Below are 23,061 nucleotides of genomic sequence, written 5' to 3' on the forward strand. Positions count from 1 at the left end.
TCAGGCTCCTCTGCTAGCCAACGGATCGCTCGCCGACCGGCGAGGATGAGAGCGACGGCCCGGTGGCCGCCAGGGCGAGGCCGGCGGCATGATGCGCGGTCACATAGCCGAAGGTCATGGCCGGCCCAAGAGTAATGCCACCGCCGGGGTAGCGGCCGGCCATCACACTGGCCATGTCGTTGCCGGCGGCGTAGAGGCCAGGAATCGGAGTGGCGTCCTCGCCCAGCACTCGACCGTGTTCGTCAGTCGCCAGTCCGGCGAAGGTGCCGAGGCTGCCGGGCAGCACCTTCACCGCATGGAAGGGCCCCCGAGCGATGGGTGCCACGCAGGGGTTGGGCGTCTGGTCCGAATCGCCCATGCCACGCTGGTAGGGGATCTCGCCGCGCCCGAAGGCGGGGTCCTCCCCGTGAGCCGCATGGTGGTTGTAGGTTGCAAGCGTCGCGGCGAGACCCGCGGGATCGATGCCGCAGGCCTCGGCCAGTGCATCCGGGGTCGTGCCGCTCTTGAGGTAGCCGTTGCGCTGCCATGGTGACAGCGGCAGCGGCGCCGGCCGCGACATGCCCAGGCCGTAGCGACGCTGGAAGCGGTGGTCGCAGATCAGCCAGGCCTCTACCGGCTCCCCTTCCGGCACGGCGGCGAACAGGGCCCGCATGAAATCGTGATAGGAGCCGGCCTCGTTGACGAAGCGTCGGCCGTCGCGGGTCACCGCGATCAGCCCTGGCTTGGCGCGGTCGATCAAATGCGGGAAGCGCCCGACGCTGCCGTCGCGGCGCGACACCAGCGACACCGGCGCCCAGGCCGCGTTGGAGAAGTCGAAGGTCCGCACCCGCGCGCCGACCGCCTCGGCCAGGCGCAGACCATCGCCACTGTTGGTGAGCGGCGCCGCCGAGCGGTGCGGGGTGCCAGCGGCCACATGGGGCAGTAGCGCGAGATGCCGGCGAGTGTCGTGGGGAAAGCCTCCGGCCGCCATCACCACGCCGCGCCGTGCCCACACCCGACACTCGCCGCTCGGCGTGTCGAGCAGCGCCCCGGCGACCCGCCCCTCCCGCGCGACCAACCGTCGCGCGGGACTCGACGGCAGAAGTGTCACCCCCCGATCAATGGCACTCTTCAACAGCGCGGCGACCAGGGCATTGCCGTTGACCAGCTGCATGCCGCGGCGGTGAATCGCCAGATCGAGAAAGTGGCGCGCCACGCGGCGGCCGACATGGGCGAAGGAGACCGGAGAGCGCATCGCCTTGAGGAAATGCCCCAGGTCCGCGCCGGCAGAGATGCCCATGCCCCACAGGGAGTGCAGGTCCAGAGGCGGACGCAGCAGGCGGATAGCGCGCCCCAGGCGGCGGCCATCGAATGGCGCTGCACATACCGAACGGCCGCCCGTGGCGGCATGGGGCTGGTGGCCGTGGAAGTCGGCCACCCGGCTGCCGTCGACGAAGTCCAGCGCCGTGTGGCGACGAAAGAAGTCGACCATGGCCGGCCCCTGAGCCAGGAACATCTCGACCCGGGCCGGCTCGTACCCCTCCCCCAGCTCCTCGCGTAGATAGGCCCGCGGCGCCTCCGGGGACTCGTCGATGCCGGCCTCCCGTGCCAGTGGACTGCGGGGGATCCACATCCAGCCGCCGGACCAGGCGGTGGTGCCGCCCAGCACGGGAGCCTTCTCGGCGACGACCACCTCGAGCCCCAGGTGGGCCGCGGTGACCGCCGTGGCGAGCCCCCCGGCCCCCGAACCGATCACCAGCAGGTCGCACTCCAGATTGGAGGCGGAGAAGGTAAGGGGCTCGGGGGGCATGAGATCACTCCTGGGTCGTCGGGCCCCGCTACAGCTGCGAGGCGGTGGAGGGGCGGCCGGTACGCAGCAAGCTGGAGGCCGAAGTGGATGCGGCCAGTTCATCGGCCACGTTGAGCAATGTATCGCCCATCGCCAGCATGCGTTCCTCGGTGAAGCGGATGCTGGGGCCGGCGATGCTGAGGGTACCTAAGGCGGCCTGGTCGCCGCGCCGCACCGGCGCGGCAATGGCGTTCATGCCCGGCGCGAAGGTCTCCAGGGTGAGGCTGAAGCCGCGCTCGCGTGTCTTGCGCAATGACTCCAGCAGGGCGGTGACCGTGGTCGGCGCGTTGGGGCCATACTCCTCGACATTGCCAAACCCCTGCTCCGCGACCAGTTCCAGGGCCGCCTCATCGCTCAGGGTGCTCAGCCAGGCAAGCCCCGAGGAGCTGCAGGAGAGCTTGGCCACGGCACCCATGTCTGGGTCGTAGCGCAGCCCGCGGGTGGCGCCCTGGGCCTTGGCCACCCAGGTCAGGCAGCGGCCGTCGACCACCGCCAGTCGCACCAGCTCGCCGCTGCGTTCCGCCAGACGGTCGAGCAGCGGTTGGGCGGCGTCGAGGATACCCATCTCGCCGAGAAAACCGAGTCCCAGGGAGACCATTTTGGTGGTCAGCATGTAGTCCCCCTGGTCGCGTACCTGCCGCACATAGCCGTAGCGGGCCAGGTCGGTCAGCAGGCGATGCGCCGCACTGCGCGGCATGCCGAGCCGTTCGGCGATCACCGCCAGCGGCAGCCCCTCGGCCTCGCGCGCCAGCAGTTCCAGAATTCCCAGAGTTCTTTCCATCACACCAGCCATGGGCGTTTCCTTCCGATAGCAGTCGAGGCCCATAGAGTGCCATGTCCGGGCCGCCCTGTGGTGAGCATAGCGAAACTTGGCCACTACAGAACAATGGCCATTAATTGAATAGTATTCCATTTTAAAGATATGTTCTACTATAATCTCCTCACCATCACGCCGGAGCCTTGCCATGATCGAACGACTCGACGGCGCTACCCGCCTCTATCTGATCCTCGGCGACCCCATCGCCCAGGTGAAATCGCCACTGGGGGTGACCCAGGCGTTCCAGCAGCGCGGCCACAACGCCCTGCTGTCTCCCCTGCATATCGGGCCCGACGACCTGGGCGACTTCATCACTGGCACCTCCAGGGCACGCAATCTGGACGGCCTGATCGTTACCGTGCCCCACAAGTTCGCCGCCCACCGCCATTGCGCCAGCGCCACGGCACGGGCTGATTTACTGGGTGCGGTGAACGTGATGCGCCGGAATGCCGACGGAGGCTGGTACGGCGACCAGGTGGACGGGCTCGCCTATGTGGAGGCACTGCGCAAGAAAGGCTTCGAGCCGCACGGCTGCCGCGCTCTGCTGGCCGGTGCCGGCGGTGCCGGTTCGGCCATTGCCGAGGCACTGATCCGCGCCGGCGTGGCAAGCCTCGCGATCCACGATGAGGACCCCGACCGCCGCGACACCCTGATCGCCCGCCTGGCCAGCCTTGAACTTGGCGAGGTCACCGCCGGTAGCCGCGACCCCGCCGGATTCGCGTTGGTGATCAACGCCACCCCCTGCGGCATGGCCGAAAGCGATCCGCTGCCTTTCGATCTCGCGGGGCTAGCCCCCGAGACCCTGGCCGGCGATGTCATCACCGCGCCCGAGGTCACCCCCTGGCTGGCGGCCGCCAGCGAGCGGGGCTGCCCCACCCTGCGCGGCGTCGAGATGTTCGCCGCCGTGCGCGAGCTTATGGTCGAGTTCCTGCTCGACACCAGCCACTGACCCAACCAGCGAGAGATCCCCATGAAAATGCGCAACGCACTTCCCCACCTCGCCACCGGCCTGCTGGTGATGGCCGGCACCCTGACCCTGGCCAGCCAGGCCGCCGCCGACTACCCCGAACGACGCATCGATGCCGTGGTGCCCTGGGGCGCGGGCGGCTCCACCGACAACATGGCCAGGAGCCTGACGCCCCATGCGGAGGCGATCCTGGGTACCGACATCGTGATCAACAATCGTCCCGGCGGCACCGGGGTGATCGGCACCAACGTAGTGCGCACCCGACCATCCAACGGCTATTCATTGCTCTATGGAGCCGAGAACGCCCAGCTCTACCCGGTCCTGGAACTGGCCGAATTCGATTATGGCGCCCTGCACCCAGTGAGCCTGATCGGCCAGGGCATCGTGCTGATCGTGGCGCCGACCGAGAAGACCTGGAACGACTTCGGCGACCTGCTCGCCGAGGCCCACACCAAGCCGGGCGAGCTGCGCATGGGTGATGCCGGCGCCGGCGGCCTGCCCAGCACCGTGTTGGCGATGCTCAACGCCGTGGACGAGATGGACGTACGCTCAGTGACCTTCGGTGGCGACGGACCCGCCATTACCGCCATGCTCGGCAACCACCTCGACTTCATGCCAATGGCCCTGGCCTCGGCCCAGGAGCAGATCCGTGCCGGCAAACTCAAGGCACTGACGGTGCTGAGCACCGAGCCGGTGGAGCAGCTTCCCGAGGTGCCGCTAATCACTGAGTTCTTGCCGGAGATGGAGAGTTACCTGCCCTGGGGGCCGTTCTGGGGTGCCTATGTCCACAAGGATACTCCGGACGACATCAAGGCCACTCTGGAAAACGCCTACGCCGAGGCCATCGCCCAGGATGAATTCCAGGCCTTCCTGACCCGCAACGGCGCCACCTCGCTCAACCTGCAGGGCGAGGAGGCCGCGGAGTTCCTGAGTCGCTGGCAGTCGGTGACCGCCTGGGCCATGGAAGACGCCGGCTCGGCCAAGGTCTCGCCGGAATCACTGGGCATTCCGCGCCCCTGATCGGGATCGCGAACGCAGCGTAATGCCAGCGGCATGACCGTTGGCATGCTGGACATGGACACCAGGTGCCACTCATTAGCCCAACTTGCGCTCAGGCCGAACTCGATCAGCTGACTGAGGTCACGCATGGTTACGTGTTGACAGCCTGGCCACTCCAGGCGGCACACCCCTCGTCAATCGCGCTCGAGGTGAGCCACCCAGGAGTCGACCCCCGGCAGCCCCGGGCTGCCGGCCTGGAAGTCCGGCCCCATGTCGGGCAGCTCGTGGGCGATGCCCTTGTGGCAGTCGATGCAGGTCGCCTCGCCGCTGGCCAGGCTGGTGGAATGGGCCCTGGAGGCCCGCGAGCTCTGCTGGGTGAAGTCCATGTGCTCGAACTCGTGACAGTTGCGGCACTCCAGGGAGTCGTTGGCCTTGAGCCGCGCCCACTCCCGCTCGGCCAGCACGCGGCGCTTGGCCTCGAACTGCTCCTCGGTGCGGATCGAGCCGAAGACCCAGCCCCACACCTCCTTGGAGGCCTCCATCTTGCGCGCCATCTTGTGGGTCCAGTCGTGGGGCACGTGGCAGTCAGCGCACTGGGCCCGCACCCCGGAGCGGTTGCTGTAGTGGATGGTGTCCTGCATCTCCTGCAGCGGGTTGCGCTCCATCTCGTGACAGGAGACGCAGAACTGCTGGGTGTTGGTGGCCTCCAGCGCGGTGTTGAAGCCGCCCCAGAACAGCACCCCGGCGATGAAGCCGCCCAGGGTCAGAAACCCCAGGCTGAAGTGCAGGCTGGGGCGGGTCAGGAGCCTCCAGTAGCGCCAGAGCCAACGTCTCATTGCCCACCTCCCTCACGCTCCAGCGCCTCGGTGAGCACCTCGTCCACCGTGCGGAAGGTGTTGCCCACGATCGGTGAGGCGTCGGTCTGGGGCACATGGCACTGGGTGCAGAAGTAGCGATCCGGCGAGACCGCCGCCAGCACCTGCTTGTCGCGGTCCATGAAGTGGGTGATGCTGACCATGGGCGCCCCGGCGTCCACGGCGTTCTCGCGACTGTGGCAGGTCAGGCAGCGGTTGCTGCGCAGGTCCACCTGGTAGTCGCGGATGTTGTGCGGAATCACCGGCGGCTGCTCGGGGTAGTTGAGCACCTCGCGCCCGGATTCCCGGGACTGCCCGGCCATGGGCGGCGCCGGCAGGCTCTGGCCGACGGTGCCCCCCGGGCGCAGGCCGTCCGGCGCCGAGGCATCGCGCCCCTCGTCGGCCACCCCCATGCCGAGCATGGCCAGGGCGACCATCGCGCTTGCGATTGCGAGCCATTTCATCGTCACTCTCCTTGCCGGGTGCCGTCAGGCGAGGCTGACCAGTTCGAGGCGGACCGCGCACTTCTTGAAGTCCGTCTGCTTGGAGATGGGATCGGTGGCATCCAGCACCAGGTTGTTGATCAGCCGGTTGGCGTCGAAGAAGGGCACGTAGACCAACCCCCGAGGCGGCCTGACACGCCCCCGCGTCTCGGCACGCAGGCGCACCTCGCCGCGCCGGCTCACCACCCGCACCTCGCTGCCACGCCGGATGCCCTGCTCCCGAGCGTCCTCGGGGTGAAGGTAGAGCAGTGCCTCGGGCACCGCCCGGTGCAGCTCCGGCACCCGACGCGTCATGGAGCCGGTGTGCCAGTGCTCCAGCACCCGCCCGGTGCAGAGCCAGAACGGATAGTCGTCATCGGGCCGCTCGGGGGCGGGCTCGTCCGGCACGGCGAAGATCAGGGCCCGATCGTCGGGCTTGGCATAGAACTGCACCCCGGTGCCGGGCTGGACATAGGGATCGAACCCCTCGCGGTAGCGCCACAGGGTCTCCTCGCCGTTGACCACCGGCCAGCGCTTGCCGCGCACCCGGTGGTAGACATCGAAATCATCCAGGTCCTTGCCCTTGCCGCGGCCGAAGCGGGCGTACTCCTCGAACAGCCCCTTCTGGATATAGAAACCGAAGTCCTCCGCCTCCCGGTTGACATAGCCCTCCTCCATGTCGGCGAGCGGGAAGCGGTCCACCTGACCGTTGGCGTAGAGCAGCTCGAACAGGGTCTTGTCGCGATACTCCGGGGCTCGCTCCAGCAGCGCCTCGGGCCACACCTCATCGACGCGGATGCGCTTGGAGAACTCCACCAGTTGCCAGAGGTCGGAGCGCGCCTCGCCGGGGGCCTCGACCAGTTGGTGGAAGAACTGGGTGCGGCGCTCGGAGTTGCCGAAGGCCCCCTCCTTCTCCACCCAGCCCGCCGCCGGCAGGATGAGGTCGGCGGACTGGGCCGACACCGTGGGATAGATGTCCGAGACGATCACGAAGGCCTCGGGGTTGCGCCAGCCCGGCAGGGTCTCCTGCTGGGTGTTGGGGCCCGCCTGCATGTTGTTGCAGACCTGGGTCCAGTAGACCTTGATGTCGCCATCCCTGAGCCGCCGGCTCTGCTCCACCGCATGGAAGCCGACCCGCTCGGGGATGGTCCCCTCCGGCAGCTTCCAGACCTCCTCGGCGAAGCGGCGATGCTCGGGGTTGGTGACCACCCGATCGGCCGGCAGGCGGTGGGCGAAGGTGCCCACCTCGCGGGCGGTGCCGCAGGCCGAGGGCTGGCCGGTCAGCGAGAAGGGGCTGTTGCCCGGCTCGGAGATCTTGCCGGTGAGCAGGTGCAGGTTGTAGATCAGGTTGTTCACCCAGACCCCGCGGGTGTGCTGGTTGACCCCCATGGTCCAGAAGCTCATCACCTTGACGTCGGGATCGGCGTAGAGCTCGGCGAGCTGCTCGAGGCGGCTCTCCGTAACCCCGGACTCCCGGGCCGCGCGCTCCAGGGTGAAGTCGGCGACGTGCTCGGCGAACTCGTCGAAGCTCATCTCCGTCCAGCGGTTGGGGTCATCGGCATTGGCGGCCGCCTGCTGCCGCGGGTCCTCGTCGCGCAGGCCGTAGCCGATATCGTCCACGGCGCGCACGAAATTGGTGTGGCTGTCGACGAAGTCCCGGTCGACCCGGCCGGACTGGATGATGTGGTTGGCGATGTAGTTGAGGATCACCACGTCGGCATTGGGATGCATGACCATGGGGATGTCGGCCAGGTCGAAGCTGCGGTGCTCATAGGTGGAGAGCACCGCCACCCGGGTGTCCGGACGGGAGAGCCGCCGATCGGTGACCCGGGTCCAGAGCACCGGGTGCATCTCGGCCATGTTGGAGCCCCACAGCACGAAGGCGTTGGCGTGCTCGATGTCGTCGTAGACGCCCATGGGCTCGTCGGAGCCGAAGGCGCGCATGAAGGCGAACACCGCCGAGGCCATGCAGTGGCGGGCGTTGGGGTCGATGTTGTTGGAACGCAGGCCGGCCTTGAACAGCTTGCTCGCCGCATAGCCCTCCCAGATCGTCCACTGGCCCGAGCCGAGCATCGCCACGCTCTCGGGGCCATGCTCGCGGATGGCGGCCTTGAACTTGTCGGCCATCAGGTCCAGCGCCTCGTCCCAGGAGACCGGTTCGAAGTCGCCGTCCTTGTCGTAGACGCCGTTGCGCTTGCGCAGCAGCGGCTGGCGCAGGCGATCCTCGCCGTAGAGGATCTTCGACAGGAAGTAGCCCTTCACGCAGTTCAAGCCGCGGTTGACCTCGGCCTGATTGTCGCCATGGGTGGCGACGATGCGGCCGTCGTAGGTGCCGACCATGACGCTGCACCCCACGCCGCAGAAGCGGCACGGCGCCTTGTTCCAGGCGATACGGGTCAGCTCGGCGTTGGTGATCAGGTTGCTGGCGCCGGCGGGAGCGGTCATGCCGGCGGTGGCCGCGGCCACGGCGAGGGCATTGGCCTTGGCGAACTCACGACGCGTCAGTTTCATGGCGTGGCCTCCTGGGGATCGTCGGCGGTCTGCGGGTCGAGCAGCTGGTGATAGACCAGCGCCGCCCCGAGCACGCCGGGGCGCTGCTGTACCGCATCGATCAGGGCGAGGATGCGCCCCTCATGGCGGCTCTCCATCACCACCACCAGCTTGCCGGCGGGATCCTCGCCGCCGAGCTCGGCATCGGGCTGGCGGGCCAGCCAGCCGGCCACCGCGGCCAGCCTGTCGGGGCGCACATGCACCAGGAAACTGGCGATGTGCAGGTGCTCACTGGACATGGCGCATCTCCGGCGAGGACATGGCGATGGCATCATTGGGACAGAGCGCCTGGCAGGCCCCGCAGCCGGTGCAGGCGTCGCTGTCGATCCGCGGCCGCGGGGGGCGGCCGAGCTCGGGGAGGAAGCGGATGGCACGCCACTCGCAGGCGTCCTGGCAGCTCTGGCAGTGAATGTTCGCGAGGGCCAGGCAGTGCGACCGGAGCTCGGCCCGCCAGGGGAAGGGCCGGCGCGCGGCATCGAAGACGGGCGCCTCGCAGGCCTCGACGCAGGCGCCACACAGCGAGCAGCCGTCGCGCTCGAAGCGGATCTCCGGGTAGCCGCCGCCACCGCGGTGGAGCACGCCTTCCGGGCAGGCGTCGATGCAGGCATCGCAGCGCGTGCAGTGCTCGAGAAAGTCGTCGCCGGTCCAGGGCGGGCGGCGTACGGGGCCGCGTCCGCTCAGCGAGCGGAAGAACTGGCGACGGCTGCCGTCATTGCCGCGATGGTTGTTGTTGTCCGGATTGTGCATGCCACCCCCGGGTCAGGCCGGCGGCCCGGGCGGCCCGACGAAGAGCTGGTACATCCACACGGCGAAGCCGTAGCCCCCGACCACGGCGATCGCCAGGATCGGAAACAACAGGACGGCGATGAACAGGAACAGCTTGAGCTCCTGTTTCCTGCGGACCTCCGGCACGGCGGTATCCGGCTCCTCCATGGGACTCCCCCTCACGATGACGGAACTTCCCTCCCGCTGCCCTTCAGAGTAGCCAACATTAGCGGTTTGTCAGTTCACGACGGGGCTCTCGGCCGTGCAACGCCACGGGCCCACCGATCGGTGGGCCCGGCAGGGAGGCAGAAGGCTGGCGATCGGTCAGGTCGGCTGCGTGGCCTCGATCACCGCGTCCAGTGCCGCCCGGTAGCCCCGGGTGCCGAGCCCGGCGATCACGCCGTCGGCACGCAGCGAGACGTAGGAGTGGTGGCGGAAGCTCTCGCGCTGGTGCACGTTGGAGATGTGCACCTCGAAGACCTTGCCCTCGAAGGCATTGAGCGCGTCGAGGATCGCCACCGAGGTATGGGTATAGGCCGCCGGGTTGATGATGATCGCCACCGTGCCGTCGAGGCGCGCGGTATGGATGGCGTCGATCAGCTCGCCCTCGTGGTTGCTCTGCAGGCAGTGAATATCCCAGCCGGCCAGGATCGCCTTCTCGCGCAGGGCGCTGTCGACGTCGTCCAGGGTCTCGTAGCCATAGATCTCCGGCTGGCGAGTGCCCAGCAGGTTGAGGTTGGGGCCGTGCAGGACCAGTACCTTGCCCTGGCTCATGAGTCGGTCTCCTTCAGCAGTTCGCGGCGGTAGTGGGCGAAGAGGGTGGCGGCCTGCTCGTCGGCGGCGGCGCGCTTGGCCTCATCCTCGCAGAACAGCTTGAAGGCGTCGACGCCCTGGAAGACGAACAGGCTGACGCCGCTCATCACCGCCGCGCCGGCGGCCTTGGCCGCGGCGACGAACTCGGTGACCGCCGGCACGTAGACCGCATCGAAGATCCAGTGGTGGGCCGCCACCAGCTCCTTGGGCAGCGGCCAGCCGGGGCTCTTCTCGTGGCCGATCGGAGTGCAGTTGACCAGGCCATCGCAACGCGGCACCGTCTCGGCGAGCCGCTCGGGCGTGATGGTGGAGGCCGTGAAGCCTTGGGCTTGGAGTTCGCCGGCCAGCTGGTGCGACTTGGCCGGATCGAGGTCCATCAGGATCACCTCCGTGGCGCCGAGCTTGCCGAGGCCGAAGGCCACCGCCTTGCCCACCCCACCAGTGCCGATCAGGAGCACCCGGCCCGGCTCGCGTTCGCCGAGGGTCGCCCGGAAGCCGCTCATGAAGCCGGTGAAGTCGGTATTCTCGGCGATGATCTCGCCGCCCTCGAACACCAGGGTATTGGCCGCGCCGACCATCCGCGCCCCCTCGCTGGGTCGAGTCGCGAGCCTCACCGCCTCCTCCTTCCAGGGATAGGTGACATTGACGCCACGATAGCCCGCGTCGATCACCTTCTTCACCTGGCTCGCGAGCGACACGATGGGCTGTTCGTTGGCGTCGAAGAGGTCATAGGTGGTGGGGATGCCGGTCAGCTGGCCGAGCCGCACGTGCAGGTCCGGGGAGCTGGAGTTCATGATGGCCTTGCCGATAAGACCGAGCTGCATGGTTATCTCCTGATTCAAGGGCTAGCGCTGGGCGGCCTGGGCGGCGAGACGGATACCGGCGTTGGCCGCACCGAACTGCTGGTAGCCACCACGGCGTTCGACGATCTCGAAGAAGAAGCGGCCCGAGAAGGTCTCGGTGTAGGCGTGGAAGAATTCACCCTCGTCGTTGCGATCGTAGAGGATGTTGCGCGTCCGCATCGCCTCCAGCAGGGACTCGTCGAGGCCATAGCGGGCCTCCAGGTCGTCGTAGTAGTTGCGGGGAATCCGCAGCAATGGCAGGCCCCGGGCCTGCAGCTCGTCCACGGTGGCGAAGATATCGCGGCTCTCGAAGGCGAGCTGCTGCACGCCGCCACGGAACTCGCTGAGGAAGCGCCCCGGCTGGGTCTCCTGGGCCTGGGAGACGGTCAGCGGCAGGCGGATGCTGCGATCGGGGCTGTTGACCGCCTGGCTGATCATCATGCCGCGGGGGTCGACGATCTCGTGCTCGGCCTCGGCCTCGAAGCCGAACACGGTGCGGTAGAAGAGCTGCCAGCCGAGCAACTGGGTAGCCGGCAGCACGTAGGAGAGGTGATCGACCCGGGTCAGGCCGGCCTCGTTGCGGCTCTCCTGGTCGAAGAGCTCGAAGTCGGTGCGCCACTGCAGATCCGCGGCGGCCTCGTCGTCCACCAGGTAGATCAGGCTGCCCTCGATGCCGCGCAGCGCCGGGATCTCCATCTCGCCCTCGCCCACCTGGCCGCGGAAGGTCCGGGCCTTGAAGGCACGGGCGCGATCCTGCGCCCGCTCCACGTCGTCGACGCGGAAGCCCACGGCGCACACCGAGGTGCCATGCAGCAGGCGGAAGGTGTGGGCGAAGCTGTCGGTCTCGAAGTTGAGCACCAGGTGGATCTCGCCCTGCTTCCACAGCTCCACGTTCTTGGAGCGATGGCGCCCCACGTGGCGAAAGCCCAGGGCGTCGATGAACTCGCCCAGGGGCGCGGCGCTCTCCTCGTCGAGGGTGAATTCGATGAAGTGGATGCCGTTGTAGCGGGGTGCCGGGGGAATATGGCTGGCCCAGGGCCCGTCCTCGATCAGGTTCTCGAGCAGGACCAGCGAACGCAGGCCGTCCAGCGCGGTGACCTCGGTGGGGGCGGCGCGGAAGGCATCGCTGAAGATCTCCAGCGACAGCGGGCCGTCATAGCCGGACTTCGCCAGCGCCGCCATGAACGCCTCGAGCGGCAGGCGCCCCTGCCCCGGGAAGCAGCGGAAATGGCGGCTCCACTGCAGGATGTCCATGTCCAGCAGCGGGGCATCGGCGACCTGGACGAAGAAGATCTTCTCCCTGGGAATCTTGCCGATGGCGGAAAGGTCGTGGCGCCGCGAGAGGATATGAAAGCTGTCGAGCACCACGCCCAGGCTGGGGTGATCGGCGCGCCGCACCACCTCCCAGGCATCGCGATAATCGGAGATGTGCCGCCCCCAGGCCAGTGCCTCGAAGCCGACGCGAATGCCCCGCCTGGCGGCACGCTCGGCCAGTTCCCGCAGGTCCGCCGCGGCCAGATCCATGTCGTCGACGGCCTGGGGCGAGACATTGCTGCACACCAGCAGGAAATCGGTGCCGAGCTGTGCCATGAGATCGAACTTGCGCTCGGCACGTTGCAGGTTACGGCTGCGCTGTGGCTCGGGCATGGCCTCGAAGTCGCGGAACGGCTGGAAGGCGACGACCTTCAGCTGCAACCGTTCGCACAGCTCACGCACCTCCTCCGGGGAGCCGTCGAAGGAGAGCAGGTCGTTCTCGAAGATCTCCACGCCATCGAAGCCGGCACGGGCGATGGCTTCCAGCTTGGTCCTGAGGTCGCCGCTCAGGCAGACCGTCGCAATGGCACGCATCCTCATTCTCCCAAGGTACCGCGGGACCGGTCAGCCAACCTGGCCGACCCGGGTCTCCTCTTGTGACGTGGCGACCGGCATCCGGACCTGGGCCACATTATCTAGAACTCGGTTTCGATGTTCGCATAGCGACCGCTAGTTCGCAAGATGCACGATGACGGCCATCACGGTCACTGACGACTACTATAGAAGGACACGCTGGTCCTGCCCCGCCCGGAAGGCCGCCGCGCCCGCCGGCACCCGGGCTCGCCCTTTCCAGGCCTTCAACCTTCGTCGTAGATGGCCACATCCCCATTGACACTACTGGAAGGGAGTTCTAGTGTTCGCTACTAGCACTTACGTTCGACAAGCGAACATCGCTTGCCCAACAGCCCCTCCACCAGAGAGGGGCCGCTGCCCGACCCGGGCAGCGATCACAACAAGCACTCCGGAGGATCCAGCATGTTCAAACCACTGCTCACCAGCCTCGCCGTGGCCGTCGGTTCACTGGCCGTGGCCGGTAGCGCCTTGGCCGATTACCCCGAGCGCAACATCCAGGGCACCATCCAGTGGGGGGCCGGCGGCGCCACCGACAACGTCGCCCGCAGCCTGACGCCCCATGTCGAGGAGATCCTCGACACCACCATCGTGCTGACCAATCGCCCCGGCGGCACCGGCGTGATCGGCATGAACCACGTGATGCGCCAGCGTGCCGACGGCTACAACCTGCTCTATGGTGCCGAGAACCCGCAGCTCTACCCGCTGATGGGCCTGGCCGACTTCACCTATGACGACATGCATGCCGTCAACATCATCGGCCAGGGCCTGGTGGTGATCGCCGCCCACCCGAACAGCCCCTTCGACACCTTCGCCGAGCTGATGGAGTACGCCAGGGAGAATCCAGGCGAGCTGCGCATGGGCGGCACCGGCGCCGGCGGCCTGCCCAGCACCGTGCATGCCATGATCAATGCCGTGGACGAGCTCGACGTGCGCGACGTGACCTTCGGTGGCGATGGCCCCGGCGTGACGGCGCTGCTCGGCGAGCATATCGACTTCATGCCGCTGAGCCTCTCGGCCGTGGCCGAGCAGATCCGTGGCGGCCGTCTCAAGGGCCTCGCCGTGCTGACCAGCGAGGAGCTCGAGTCGCTGCCGGGGGTGCCGCCCATCACCCAGGCACTCCCGGATATCGAGGCCTTCCTGCCCTGGGGCCCGTTCTGGGGCGTCTTCGTCCATCAGGACACCCCGGACGACATCAAGAGCACCCTGGAAGACGCCTATGAGCAGGCCGTGGCCGGCGACGAGTTCCAGGAGTTCCTCACCAACTTCGGTGGTGCGACCCTCAACCTGAGCGGCGACGAGGCCCAGGCGTACCTCGACAACTGGCAGTCCGTCACCGCCTGGTCCATGCATGAGGCCGAGGCAGAAACGGTCAAGGTGTCGCCGGAAGAGCTCGGTATTCCGCGCCCGTAACTCCACCCACCGCAGCAGGGGGTGAAGGGCATGGCCCTTCACCCCTTGGAGTCTTGTCATGAGCAAGCAATTCGAAAGGGTCCAGGCAGGCGAGAAGGCCTTCGACTGGCTGCTGCTGTTGTTCAGCATCGGCGTGCTGATCGAAGCCTTCCGGATCGATGGCGAGATTCGCCTCAATTCCGCCGGCTCGTTTCCTGTCGGTCTGGCCCTGGTGATGCTGGCCTCTTCCGTGGCCATCCTCTTCAGCCACCGCCGCAAGCGGCGCGATCCGCGCATCCGCAGCGCCCGACACGAGGCCGAGGTGTTCCTGCACGAACACTTCCAGCCGCATATCGTGATCTTCTCGGTCGTCGCCGTGCTCTACCTGGCCGCCATCGTCTGGGCGAGCTTCTACGTCAGCACCTTCGTCTTCCTCGCGGCACTGTTCATCTACTTCCGCCAGGGCAAGTTCATCAGCTCGCTGATCATCACCTCCGCGGCCATCGCCGTGATCTATGGGCTGTTCACCATGGTTTTCCGCGTCTACCTCCCCTGATCCTCGAGGCTCCCGATGAGTGATACGTTTTCCTTTCTGCTCATGGCCTGGCTGGACCCGGGCCTGCTGAGCCTGACCGCCCTGGGCGTCCTGGCCGGCATCTATATCGGCGCCATCCCCGGTCTCTCCGTGACCATGGCGGTGTCGATCCTGATCTCCTTCACCTTCTCCTGGGACATCAACAATGCCCTGGCGCTGATGGTGGGCATCTACGTGGGTGGCGTCTACGGTGGCTCGCGCACGGCCATCCTGCTCAACATTCCCGGTGCACCCTCGGCGGTGGTCACCGCCTTCGACGGCTATCCCCTGGCCCAGCGCGGTGAAGCCGGTCGCGCCATCGGCCTGAGCACCGTGATGTCGGTGATCGGTGGCTTCATCGGTGTGGCCGTACTGGCCGGCACCGCCCCCTATCTCTCCGACCTGGCCTTGCAGTTCGCCCCCCGCGACTATTTCCTGATTGCCATCATGGGCCTGCTGCTGGTCAGCACGCTCTCCGGCAAGTCGTTGGCGCGGGGCATCTTCTCCGTGGCGCTGGGATCCACCATCGGCCTGGTGGGCATGGACATGGTCACCGCCCAGCCGCGCCTGACCATGGGCAGCATGGAGCTGCTCGGCGGCATCCACTACGTCGTGGTGATGATCGGCCTGTTCGGCGTCGCCGAGGCCTTCTATCAGCTGCACAACATGGCCAAGGTGCCGGTCAAGCAGAACGTCGACAAGATCATTCCGCCGCTGAACATGGTGCTGAAGTTCCTGCCACTGTCGATCCGCACCTCCATCATCGGCGTCGTGGTCGGCGCCCTGCCCGGCACCGGCGGCGACATCGCCTCGCTGTTCGCCTATGACCACGCCAAGCGCACCGTCAAGAATCCCTCGAGCCCGTTTGGCGAGGGTGCCTACGAGGGGCTGGTGGCGCCGGAGACCGCCAACAACGCCGCGGTCGGCGGCGCCTACGTGCCCATGCTGACGCTGGGCATGCCGGGCGATGCCGTGACCGCGGTGATCATCGGCGCCCTGGTCATCCACGGCCTCAATCCGGGGCCGATGCTGATGATCGAGACTCCCCACATCTTCTGGTTCACCGTCGGTAACCTCGCGCTGGCCAACATCTTCCTGCTGATCTTCGGCATGACCGGCATCAAGGTCTTCTCCAAGGTGGTCGAGATCCCCAAGGCCATCCTGATTCCCCTGATCCTGGTGCTCTGCGTGGTCGGCACCTACTCGATCAACAGCAACATGATGGAGGTCTACTGGATGCTCGGCTTCGGCATCCTGGGCTACTGGCTCAAGGTGTACGGCTTCCAGATGGGACCGATCATCCTCGGGGTGATCCTCGGGCCGCTGCTCGACGAGACCTATCGCCAGGCGATGTCCTCGGTGGGCGACAGCAGTAGCGACTTCCTGCTGGCGCTGGTGGCCAACCCGCTGTCGCTCGCGCTGACCACGGTGATCACCCTGGTGCTGCTCGGCAACACCCCGCTCAAGGGTTGGATCATGGCCAGGTTCGCGAGAAACTGAATTCGAGGCCACAGGCAACGACGCGGCCCCCGGGGCCGCGTTCTCGCTTCAGGCAGGATGCGGAGAACGCCCATTGAGTGCTTGCTGTTCCCGACACCACCGGGTTCTGGTCTTCGACTTCGACGGGGTCATCCTCGACTCGGCCCGTCTCAAGCGCCAGGCCTTCGCCGATCTCTACGACGACGAGCCGGAGGAGAGCCGGCGTGCCGTGGCCGCCTACCTCAACCGCCGCGGCGGCCAGCCGCGGGAGGTCAAGTTCCGCCACATCGAGGGGCATATCCTGGGTCGCGAGGCCGGCGAGGCCCGTATCCAGGCGCTCTGCCGACGCTTCAAGGCCAGCGTGGAGCAGCGCCTGCTGGACGCCCCGGCGATTCCCGGCGCGCTCGAGTTCCTGAACCGCTGGCAGGGACGGCTGCCGCTCTACCTGCTCTCCGCCACACCCGAGCCCGAGCTCCGGGCGATCGTCGAGCGCCGGGGGCTGGCCGGCCACTTCCTCGAGGTGATCGGGGCGCCGCCGGACAAGGTCACCGGCCTGCGCAACCTGCTGGCCCGGCGCCAGCACGCCGCCCGCGACACGGTGATGATCGGCGACTCCTACAATGACTACCGCGCGGCCCGCTCCAACGCCACGCTCTTCGTCGGCGTGACCGCCGACCCGGCCAGCTCCCCCTTCCCGAACGATGTCGTCACCACCGTCGACCTGCACGGCCTGGAAGAGGCGTTGGGAAGGCTCTAGTCCTGCACCGAGGGCTCCCCACCATGCAAGCGCCCCGCCTGTCGTCGACAGGCGGGGCGCCGTGATCACGCTCCCGGGCGAGCCGGGCCGGGACTTCAGGCCACCGGCGTCAGCCAGTTGTCGTCGAGCGTCTGCTTGCCGCGCACCAGGTCGAAGTAGAGCGACTGGATCTTCTCGGTGATCGGGCCACGCCGGCCCGCCCCGATGGCACGGCCGTCGAGTTCGCGGATCGGCAGCACCTCGGCGGCGGTGCCGGTGAAGAAGGCCTCGTCGGCGATGTAGATCTCGTCGCGGGTGATCAGCTTCTCGCGCAGTTCATAGCCCAGGTGCTCGGCCATGTGCAGCACGGTGTTGCGGGTGATGCCGTTGAGGCAGGAGGTCAGCATCGGGGTGTAGATGACGCCGTTCTTGACCACGAAGAGGTTCTCGCCGGAGCCTTCGGCGGCATAGCCCTGGGGGTCGAGCAGCAGCGCCTCGTCGTAGCCGCCGCGCTGCGCCTCGGCCAGTGCCATCATCGAGTTGATGTACTGGCCGTTGGCCTTGGCCCGGGTCACGGAGATGTTGACGTGATGGCGGGTGAAGGAGGAGGTCTGCACCTTGATGCCCAGTTCGCGGGCCTCCGGCGCCATGTACGACGGCCACTCCCAGGCGGCCACGATCACATGGGTCCTGAGGTTGTCGGCACGCAGCCCCATGCCCTCGCTGCCGAAGAACACCATGGGGCGCAGGTAGGCCTCCTCGAGACCGTTCTCGCGCACCGCGGCACGCTGGGCCTCGTTGATCGTCTCCTTGTCGAACGGCATCTCCATGCCGAGGATCTTGGCGGAGTCGAACAGGCGGTCGGTGTGCTCCTTGAGGCGGAAGATGGCGGTGCCCCTGTCGGTGGCGTAGGCACGCACCCCCTCGAAGCAACCCATGCCGTAGTGCAGGGTATGGGTCAGCACGTGCACCTGGGCATCGCGCCAGGGAACCAGTTCGCCGTCGAACCAGATGAGACCGTCACGGTCAGCCATCGACATAATCTACGTCCTTTCGTCTTCTAGTCGTGTTGAATCAGAGAACCTGCCGGCGACGCGGCGCCTCGTGGCGCCACACTCGGGACGGGATCATTGCGGGTCGTCCTGCGGCTCGAGCAGTCGCTGCCAGAGCTCGATGACGGCCTGACGGTGCGCATGGAAATCCGCATTCCGGCCGCGCCCCGCCGCGCGGGTCAGCGAGGCCCGGTGCGCCGCACTGCGATAGGCGAGGTAGGCGTCTCGCAGGCGCTGGCAGTCGCGCCCCGGCAGGCGGCCGGTCGCTTCCAAGGTCTCCAGAATACGAATATTGTCGCTCCACGCCAATAGATCGGGCGTGTCGCCGGCCATGGAGAGCACCGCATACTGGCAGAGGAACTCGATGTCGACCATGCCACCGGGGTCGTGCTTGAGGTCGAAGTCCTCGCCTTCGCTCTTGCTGGCCAGGTGCTCGCGCATCTTGTGGCGCATCTTCACCACCTCGTCGCGCAGCACCCCGCCGTCACGCGAGCGCCCGAGGATCTCGCTGCGGATCGCCTGGAACCGCTCGGCCAGCCGCTCATGGCCGGCCACCACCCTGGCCCTCACCAGCGCCTGGTGCTCCCAGGTCCAGGCCTGGTCGCGCTGATAGTCGGCGAAGGCACCGAGCGAACTGACCAGCAGCCCCGAATTGCCCGAGGGACGCAGGCGCATGTCCACCTCGTAGAGCGAGCCGGCCGGGGTCACCGCGGTGAGCAGATGGATGATCCGCTGGCCGAGGCGGGTGAAGAAGACGGCGTTGTCCAGCGGCCGCTCGCCGTCGGTGCTGCCCTGGGGCGCGCCGTCGTGAATGAATACCAGGTCCAGGTCGGAGCCGTAGCCGAGCTCGATCCCGCCGAGCTTGCCATAGCCGACGATCAGGAACTCCGGGTCGACGCCGGCCCGCTCGCCGTCGCCGCGCTGCGGGAAACCGTGCTTGCGGGTGAGGTGCTTCCAGGCCATGGCCAGCACCGCCTCGAGGATCACCTCGGCGATGTAGGTGAGGTAGTCGCTGACCTTCATCAGGTGTCGGGTACCGACGATGTCCGAGGCCGCCACGTGCAGCGTCTGGGCGTGCTTGAACACCCGCAGCGCCTCGAGCTGGGCCTCCTCGTCGTCCTCGGGCAGCCGCCCCAGCGCCTGGCGCAGTTCGTCGGAGAGCCGCGCCTTGTCGGCCGGGGTGTAGAGGGTGTCGGGGGTCAGCAGCTCGTCGAGCAGGATCGGATAGCGGGCGAGCTGCTCGGCGATCCAGGGGCTGGCACCACTGAGTCGCATCAGGTGTCCCAGGGCATCGGGATTCTCGCGCAACAACGCCAGGTAGGCGGTGCGCCGCAACACCGCCTCGATCAGCGGCAACACGCGTTCCAGGGCGGTATCCGGCTGCTCGCTGGCGGCCACGGCATCGAGCAGCAATGGCATCAGGGCCTCGAGGCGTTCGTAGCCGATGCGCTGCATGGTCTGGACCTGGCGGGAGTGACGCAGGGAGTGCAGCCGCCGGCCGGCGGTGGCCGGGTCACCGAACCCGGCGTCACCCAGCAGCGCCTGGCCCTCGTCGTCCTCCAGCTCGCCACGCCAGAGTGCGCGCCACTCCTCGAGGCTGACCGCGGCCGCGGCGCCGTCGTCGGCCTCTTCCACCTCCTCTTCCGGATCGGCGATCACCGCATCGAAGTGCTGGCGCACCCGCCCACGCACCTCGTCGAGCCGCCCCATCACCGCCGGCCAGTCCTCCATGTCCAGCGCCAGCGCCACGCGCTCCCGATCCAGGTCGTCGTCGGGCAGGCGCTGGGTCTGGCGATCCTCCAGCGCCTGCAGGACGTGCTCCAGGTCCCGCAGGAAGAGGTAGTCGGGCAGCAGTTCGTCGACCACCTCCCGGGGCAGCAGGCCGAGCTCGGGCAGGCGCTCCAGGGCGGTCTTCAGCGAGGTCACCTGAAGTTCGGTGTCGCGCCCGCCGCGGATCAACTGGAAGGCCTGGACCACGAACTCCACTTCGCGGATACCGCCGGGGCCCAGCTTGATGTTGCTCTGCATGCCCTTGCGGCGCACCTCGCGATTGATCAGCGCCTTCAGCTCGCGCAGCGACTCGATGGCACCGAAATCCAGGTAGCGGCGATAGACGAACGGGCGCAGGCCGGCCAGCAGCTCGGCCCCGGCCTCGCGGTCGCCGGCGACGGGCCGCGCCTTGAGCATGGCATAGCGCTCCCACTCACGGCCCTGGTCCTGGTAGTAGCCGGCCAGCGACGAGAAGCTGCCCACCAGCGGCCCGCCGTCGCCCAGCGGGCGCAGGCGCATGTCGACGCGGAAGGCGAAGCCGTCGGCGGTCACCGGGTCGAGCGCGGCGATCAGCTTCTGGCCCAGCTTGGTGAAGTACTCCTGATGTTCGAGGGACTTGCGACCGCCTTCGGTCTCGCCCTTCTCGGGGAAGGCGAAGATCAGGTCGATATCGGAGGAGAGGTTGAGCTCGCCGGCCCCCAGCTTGCCCATGCCGAGCACCACCAGGCGCTGCTCGCCGCCGTCGCGGCGCCGCGCGGGACGCCCCCAGCGCGGCTCGAGATGGCGCTCGAGCCACCCCAGGGCGCCTTCCAGGCAGGTCTCGGCGAGCCGCGAGACCGCCCCGGCGGTGGCCCACATGTCGATGCCCGGCGGGCGGGTCAGGTCGCGCCAGACGATGCCCAGCATCCGGGCGCGCCGGAAGCGGCGCATGACGGACTGCAGGGCCGGCTCGTCCTCGACGGCCTCGAGCCGTTCACCGAGCCACTCACGCAGGGTCTCGGCATCGGGGGCGACCTCCAGCTCGCCGCTGGCATCGAGATGGAGCAACCACTCGGGGTGGCGCACCAGGGTCTCGGCGACGAAGCTGGAGATCGCCAGTACCCGGGCCAGCTGCTCGCGCCGGGACGCCGAGAGCGCCAGCCAGTCCTCCAGCGGCGAGTCGCCGTCGCTCATGCCGGCCAGGTTGTCGGCCTGCTCGAGCGACGCCGCCAGGCGCTCCCGCGCATGCTGCAGCGGCACCCTGAGCGGGGCGGGAATGTCGGTCAGCGGCAGGAAGTCGTCGGGAAGGGCCATGGGCATCTCGCATCCGGGTTGACGAATGTCCCCAGCATAGCGAAGCCGGCCGCCGCCCGGCACCCGGGGCGTGGAAAGAGTCGTGAATCAACCGAGCAATTTCTGCCAGACCAGCAACCCCCAGGTCAGGCCGGCGACGACCAGCGACAGCATCACCGCCGCCGAGCTGATGTCCTTGGCACGGCCGGAGAGCTCGTGGTGCTCGGTGCCGATGCGGTCCACCACGTTCTCGATGGCGCTGTTGAGCAGTTCCACGATCAGCACCAGCAGGCAGCTGCCCGCCAGCAGGATCCACTCCACCGGCCCCTGGCCGACCCACCAGGCCAGCGGCAGCAGCAGCGCGCAGACGAGCAGCTCCTGGCGGAAGGCGGTCTCGTGGCGGAAGGCGGCACGCAGCCCCTTGAGCGAGTAGTCGGTGGCACTGATGAGGTGGCGCCAGCCGGTGTGTCCGGGTTTCATGACGGGGTCCCTGTCAGTTCTCGTTGATCATGCGTTCGAGATCCTCGGCCAGCGGATCGAGCACCTGGGCCCAGTTGAGCCAGGGGGTGCTCGAGGTGCCGTTGACCATCACGCTGAACACGCCCCAGCGGCCGCTCCGGGTGCGGAAGTAGCCACTCAGGGCGCGCACCGCCACCGGCTGGTTGAGGGTGCCGGTCTTGAGCATGACATGGTGCTGGAAGGTCGTGGAGCCGCGGCGCATGAAGCGCATCACCCCGTTGCCCGGCGACTGGAAGCTGGCCACGAAGCTGGGGAAGAGTGCCGGACGGTGGAACATGCTCTCCAGCAGGGTGTTCACCCCCTGTGCCGACGTCCGGTTCTCGGGGGTCAGCCCGCTGCCGCTGCGCAGGATCAGCGGGCCGTGGTCGGGAATGCCGCCCACGAAGTGCTCGATGGCCTGCCCCCCCAGCCGCAGGTCGGCGCGGGGCGTCTCCACCAGGTTGAGGGCGAGCAGGTCGGCCATGAAGTTGTTGGAGTGGTTCATGGTCCGCAGCAACAACTCCTGCAGCGGCAGGCCTTCCACCTCGGCGAGCCGGCGGGACGAGGCCGGCGGTTCGGCGATACTGGTCGTCGCACCCTCGCGCACCTCGATGCCGGCCTGCTCGAGCATCGCCAGCAGGGTACGAGCGGTCTGCAGCGCCGGGTCCGAACTGGCACGATAGATCTCTCGCGGGGAGGCGTCGAGCGAGATCTGGCCGCTCACCACCATGACGTCGCCATCGTTGTCCAGGATACGCTCGGCGTTGAGCTGGGTGCCGCTGTCGTCGGGCCGCGTCACGACCCGGTTGTCGATGCCGACGATCGCCGCCTGGCTGTCACAACTGGTGATCCGCGCCGGCTCGCCGGCGGCGGGCCCCGGGGCCACGGTGACGCACCAGCTGCCATGGTTCACCCCCGCCGAGCTGAGCAGGGCACTGTAGGCGTTGGCGACCCGGGAATGGGCCTGGCAGCGGTCGGTGGTGATGCACTCCACCGGCCCGAACCGCCATTGACTGACGACCAGTTGGCCGTCGACGCTGCGCACCCCGCCCTGGTGCAGCCGCTGGGTGAGTCGCCACAGGTCCTCGGTGGAGAGCGCCGGATCTCCGCCGCCGTCCAGCACAAGATCGCCACGCAGGACGCCGTTCGCGTCGAGTTCGGCGTCACTGACCAGGCGCGTGGTGAAGCGGTGCTGGGGTCCCCAGTGGTCCAGCGCCGCCGCCGCCAGGTAGGCCTTGGTCACCGAGGCCGGCGACAGCTGGCGCTGCGGTTCGATGGCGCCGAGGACGTCACGGCTGTCGAGCAAGCGGGCCTCGGCGCCGATCAGAAATCCCCGCTCGCCCAGCTCGGCCAGGCGCGCGAAGCCGTTGGCCTGCACCAGCGGCGACACTAGCAGCAAGCAAAGCAATGAGATGGAAAGCAGTCGTTGGAGCATCACGGACGGTCATCATCGAGAGGAGGAATGGCGACGTACGCCATCACGGGGT

At 67.9% G+C, this 23,061-nt stretch carries 21 protein-coding genes; 6 read left to right on the forward strand and 15 right to left on the reverse strand.

Going from position 1 to position 23,061, the window contains the following annotated elements; translation table 11 throughout:
- Positions 1–13: 13 nt before the first annotated feature.
- Positions 14–1,789: an FAD-dependent oxidoreductase gene (locus C1H66_RS19460; protein WP_102629527.1), complete on the reverse strand. Its 1,776-nt coding sequence runs from the start codon at positions 1,787–1,789 to the stop codon at positions 14–16.
- Between the two features lie 28 nt (positions 1,790–1,817).
- Complete coding sequence (locus tag C1H66_RS19465) at positions 1,818–2,621, reverse strand: IclR family transcriptional regulator (RefSeq protein ID WP_102629528.1); 804 nt, start codon at positions 2,619–2,621, stop codon at positions 1,818–1,820.
- 172 nt (positions 2,622–2,793) lie between these two features.
- Between C1H66_RS19465 and C1H66_RS19470 the strand changes: the two genes are divergently transcribed.
- Together C1H66_RS19470 and C1H66_RS19475 are read left to right on the forward strand one after the other, a co-directional pair.
- Entirely contained in the window at positions 2,794–3,594 is an 801-nt protein-coding gene (locus C1H66_RS19470; protein ID WP_102629529.1) for a shikimate dehydrogenase family protein, read from the forward strand.
- 21 nt (positions 3,595–3,615) lie between these two features.
- On the forward strand, positions 3,616–4,632 hold the full coding sequence (locus C1H66_RS19475; RefSeq protein WP_240618405.1) for a Bug family tripartite tricarboxylate transporter substrate binding protein: 1,017 nt from the start codon (positions 3,616–3,618) through the stop codon (positions 4,630–4,632).
- Positions 4,633–4,805: 173 nt separating this feature from the next.
- Here the strand turns inward: C1H66_RS19475 and C1H66_RS19480 are convergent, their stop codons facing one another.
- From C1H66_RS19480 to C1H66_RS19520, 9 genes are all read right to left on the reverse strand, one after another.
- Complete coding sequence (locus C1H66_RS19480; RefSeq protein ID WP_102629530.1) at positions 4,806–5,447, reverse strand: NapC/NirT family cytochrome c; 642 nt, start codon at positions 5,445–5,447, stop codon at positions 4,806–4,808.
- Positions 5,444–5,929 carry a nitrate reductase cytochrome c-type subunit gene (locus C1H66_RS19485; protein ID WP_102629531.1) on the reverse strand — a complete coding sequence of 162 codons (486 nt, stop codon included), beginning with the start codon at positions 5,927–5,929 and terminating at the stop codon, positions 5,444–5,446. The genes C1H66_RS19480 and C1H66_RS19485 overlap by 4 nt, the downstream gene beginning before the upstream one ends.
- A 24-nt stretch (positions 5,930–5,953) precedes the next feature.
- Positions 5,954–8,458 (reverse strand): nitrate reductase catalytic subunit NapA, encoded by a 2,505-nt coding sequence (gene napA, locus C1H66_RS19490; RefSeq protein WP_102629532.1) that lies wholly within the window; start codon positions 8,456–8,458, stop codon positions 5,954–5,956.
- The gene (locus tag C1H66_RS19495; protein WP_102629533.1) at positions 8,455–8,736 is read right to left on the reverse strand and encodes a chaperone NapD; all 282 of its coding nucleotides are present in this window, start codon (positions 8,734–8,736) and stop codon (positions 8,455–8,457) included. Before C1H66_RS19495 ends, napA begins: the two co-directional genes overlap by 4 nt.
- The gene (gene napF / locus C1H66_RS19500; RefSeq protein WP_102629534.1) at positions 8,726–9,244 is read right to left on the reverse strand and encodes a ferredoxin-type protein NapF; all 519 of its coding nucleotides are present in this window, start codon (positions 9,242–9,244) and stop codon (positions 8,726–8,728) included. Before napF ends, C1H66_RS19495 begins: the two co-directional genes overlap by 11 nt.
- 12 nt (positions 9,245–9,256) lie before the next feature.
- Positions 9,257–9,430, reverse strand: coding sequence for a periplasmic nitrate reductase, NapE protein (gene napE / locus C1H66_RS19505; RefSeq protein ID WP_102629535.1), 174 nt, complete (start codon positions 9,428–9,430; stop codon positions 9,257–9,259).
- Positions 9,431–9,586: 156 nt separating this feature from the next.
- The gene (aroQ, locus tag C1H66_RS19510) at positions 9,587–10,036 is read right to left on the reverse strand and encodes a type II 3-dehydroquinate dehydratase (protein WP_102629536.1); all 450 of its coding nucleotides are present in this window, start codon (positions 10,034–10,036) and stop codon (positions 9,587–9,589) included.
- On the reverse strand, positions 10,033–10,899 hold the full coding sequence (locus C1H66_RS19515) for a shikimate dehydrogenase family protein (RefSeq protein ID WP_102629537.1): 867 nt from the start codon (positions 10,897–10,899) through the stop codon (positions 10,033–10,035). Before C1H66_RS19515 ends, aroQ begins: the two co-directional genes overlap by 4 nt.
- Positions 10,900–10,920: 21 nt before the next feature.
- Entirely contained in the window at positions 10,921–12,765 is a 1,845-nt protein-coding gene (locus tag C1H66_RS19520) for a bifunctional sugar phosphate isomerase/epimerase/4-hydroxyphenylpyruvate dioxygenase family protein (protein ID WP_102629538.1), read from the reverse strand.
- Positions 12,766–13,206: 441 nt separating this feature from the next.
- Between C1H66_RS19520 and C1H66_RS19525 the strand changes: the two genes are divergently transcribed.
- The 4 genes from C1H66_RS19525 to C1H66_RS19540 all read left to right on the forward strand — a co-directional run bounded on the left by C1H66_RS19525 (position 13,207) and on the right by C1H66_RS19540 (position 17,003).
- Positions 13,207–14,214, forward strand: a complete 1,008-nt coding sequence (locus C1H66_RS19525; RefSeq protein WP_102629539.1) for a tripartite tricarboxylate transporter substrate binding protein — start codon at positions 13,207–13,209, stop codon at positions 14,212–14,214.
- A 58-nt stretch (positions 14,215–14,272) separates the two neighbouring features.
- A complete protein-coding gene (locus C1H66_RS19530; RefSeq protein ID WP_102629540.1) occupies positions 14,273–14,749 on the forward strand; it encodes a tripartite tricarboxylate transporter TctB family protein in 477 nt (158 codons plus the stop codon).
- 15 nt (positions 14,750–14,764) lie between these two features.
- On the forward strand, positions 14,765–16,267 hold the full coding sequence (locus C1H66_RS19535; RefSeq protein ID WP_102629541.1) for a tripartite tricarboxylate transporter permease: 1,503 nt from the start codon (positions 14,765–14,767) through the stop codon (positions 16,265–16,267).
- Between the two features lie 73 nt (positions 16,268–16,340).
- Positions 16,341–17,003 (forward strand): HAD family hydrolase, encoded by a 663-nt coding sequence (locus tag C1H66_RS19540; protein ID WP_102629542.1) that lies wholly within the window; start codon positions 16,341–16,343, stop codon positions 17,001–17,003.
- A gap of 95 nt (positions 17,004–17,098) precedes the next feature.
- On the opposite strand, the gene C1H66_RS19545 is transcribed toward C1H66_RS19540, so the two are convergent.
- The 4 genes from C1H66_RS19545 to dacB form a co-directional block, all read right to left on the reverse strand.
- Entirely contained in the window at positions 17,099–18,022 is a 924-nt protein-coding gene (locus C1H66_RS19545) for a branched-chain amino acid transaminase (RefSeq protein WP_102629543.1), read from the reverse strand.
- 87 nt (positions 18,023–18,109) lie between these two features.
- On the reverse strand, positions 18,110–21,097 hold the full coding sequence (glnE, locus tag C1H66_RS19550; protein ID WP_102629573.1) for a bifunctional [glutamate--ammonia ligase]-adenylyl-L-tyrosine phosphorylase/[glutamate--ammonia-ligase] adenylyltransferase: 2,988 nt from the start codon (positions 21,095–21,097) through the stop codon (positions 18,110–18,112).
- Between the two features lie 87 nt (positions 21,098–21,184).
- Positions 21,185–21,556 carry a diacylglycerol kinase gene (locus C1H66_RS19555; RefSeq protein WP_102629544.1) on the reverse strand — a complete coding sequence of 124 codons (372 nt, stop codon included), beginning with the start codon at positions 21,554–21,556 and terminating at the stop codon, positions 21,185–21,187.
- 13 nt (positions 21,557–21,569) lie between these two features.
- Positions 21,570–23,009: a D-alanyl-D-alanine carboxypeptidase/D-alanyl-D-alanine endopeptidase gene (gene dacB, locus C1H66_RS19560; protein WP_102629545.1), complete on the reverse strand. Its 1,440-nt coding sequence runs from the start codon at positions 23,007–23,009 to the stop codon at positions 21,570–21,572.
- Positions 23,010–23,061 lie beyond the last annotated feature (52 nt).

Origin of the sequence: Halomonas heilongjiangensis (assembly GCF_002879645.1) — a bacterium.
GTDB lineage: Bacteria > Pseudomonadota > Gammaproteobacteria > Pseudomonadales > Halomonadaceae > Halomonas > Halomonas heilongjiangensis.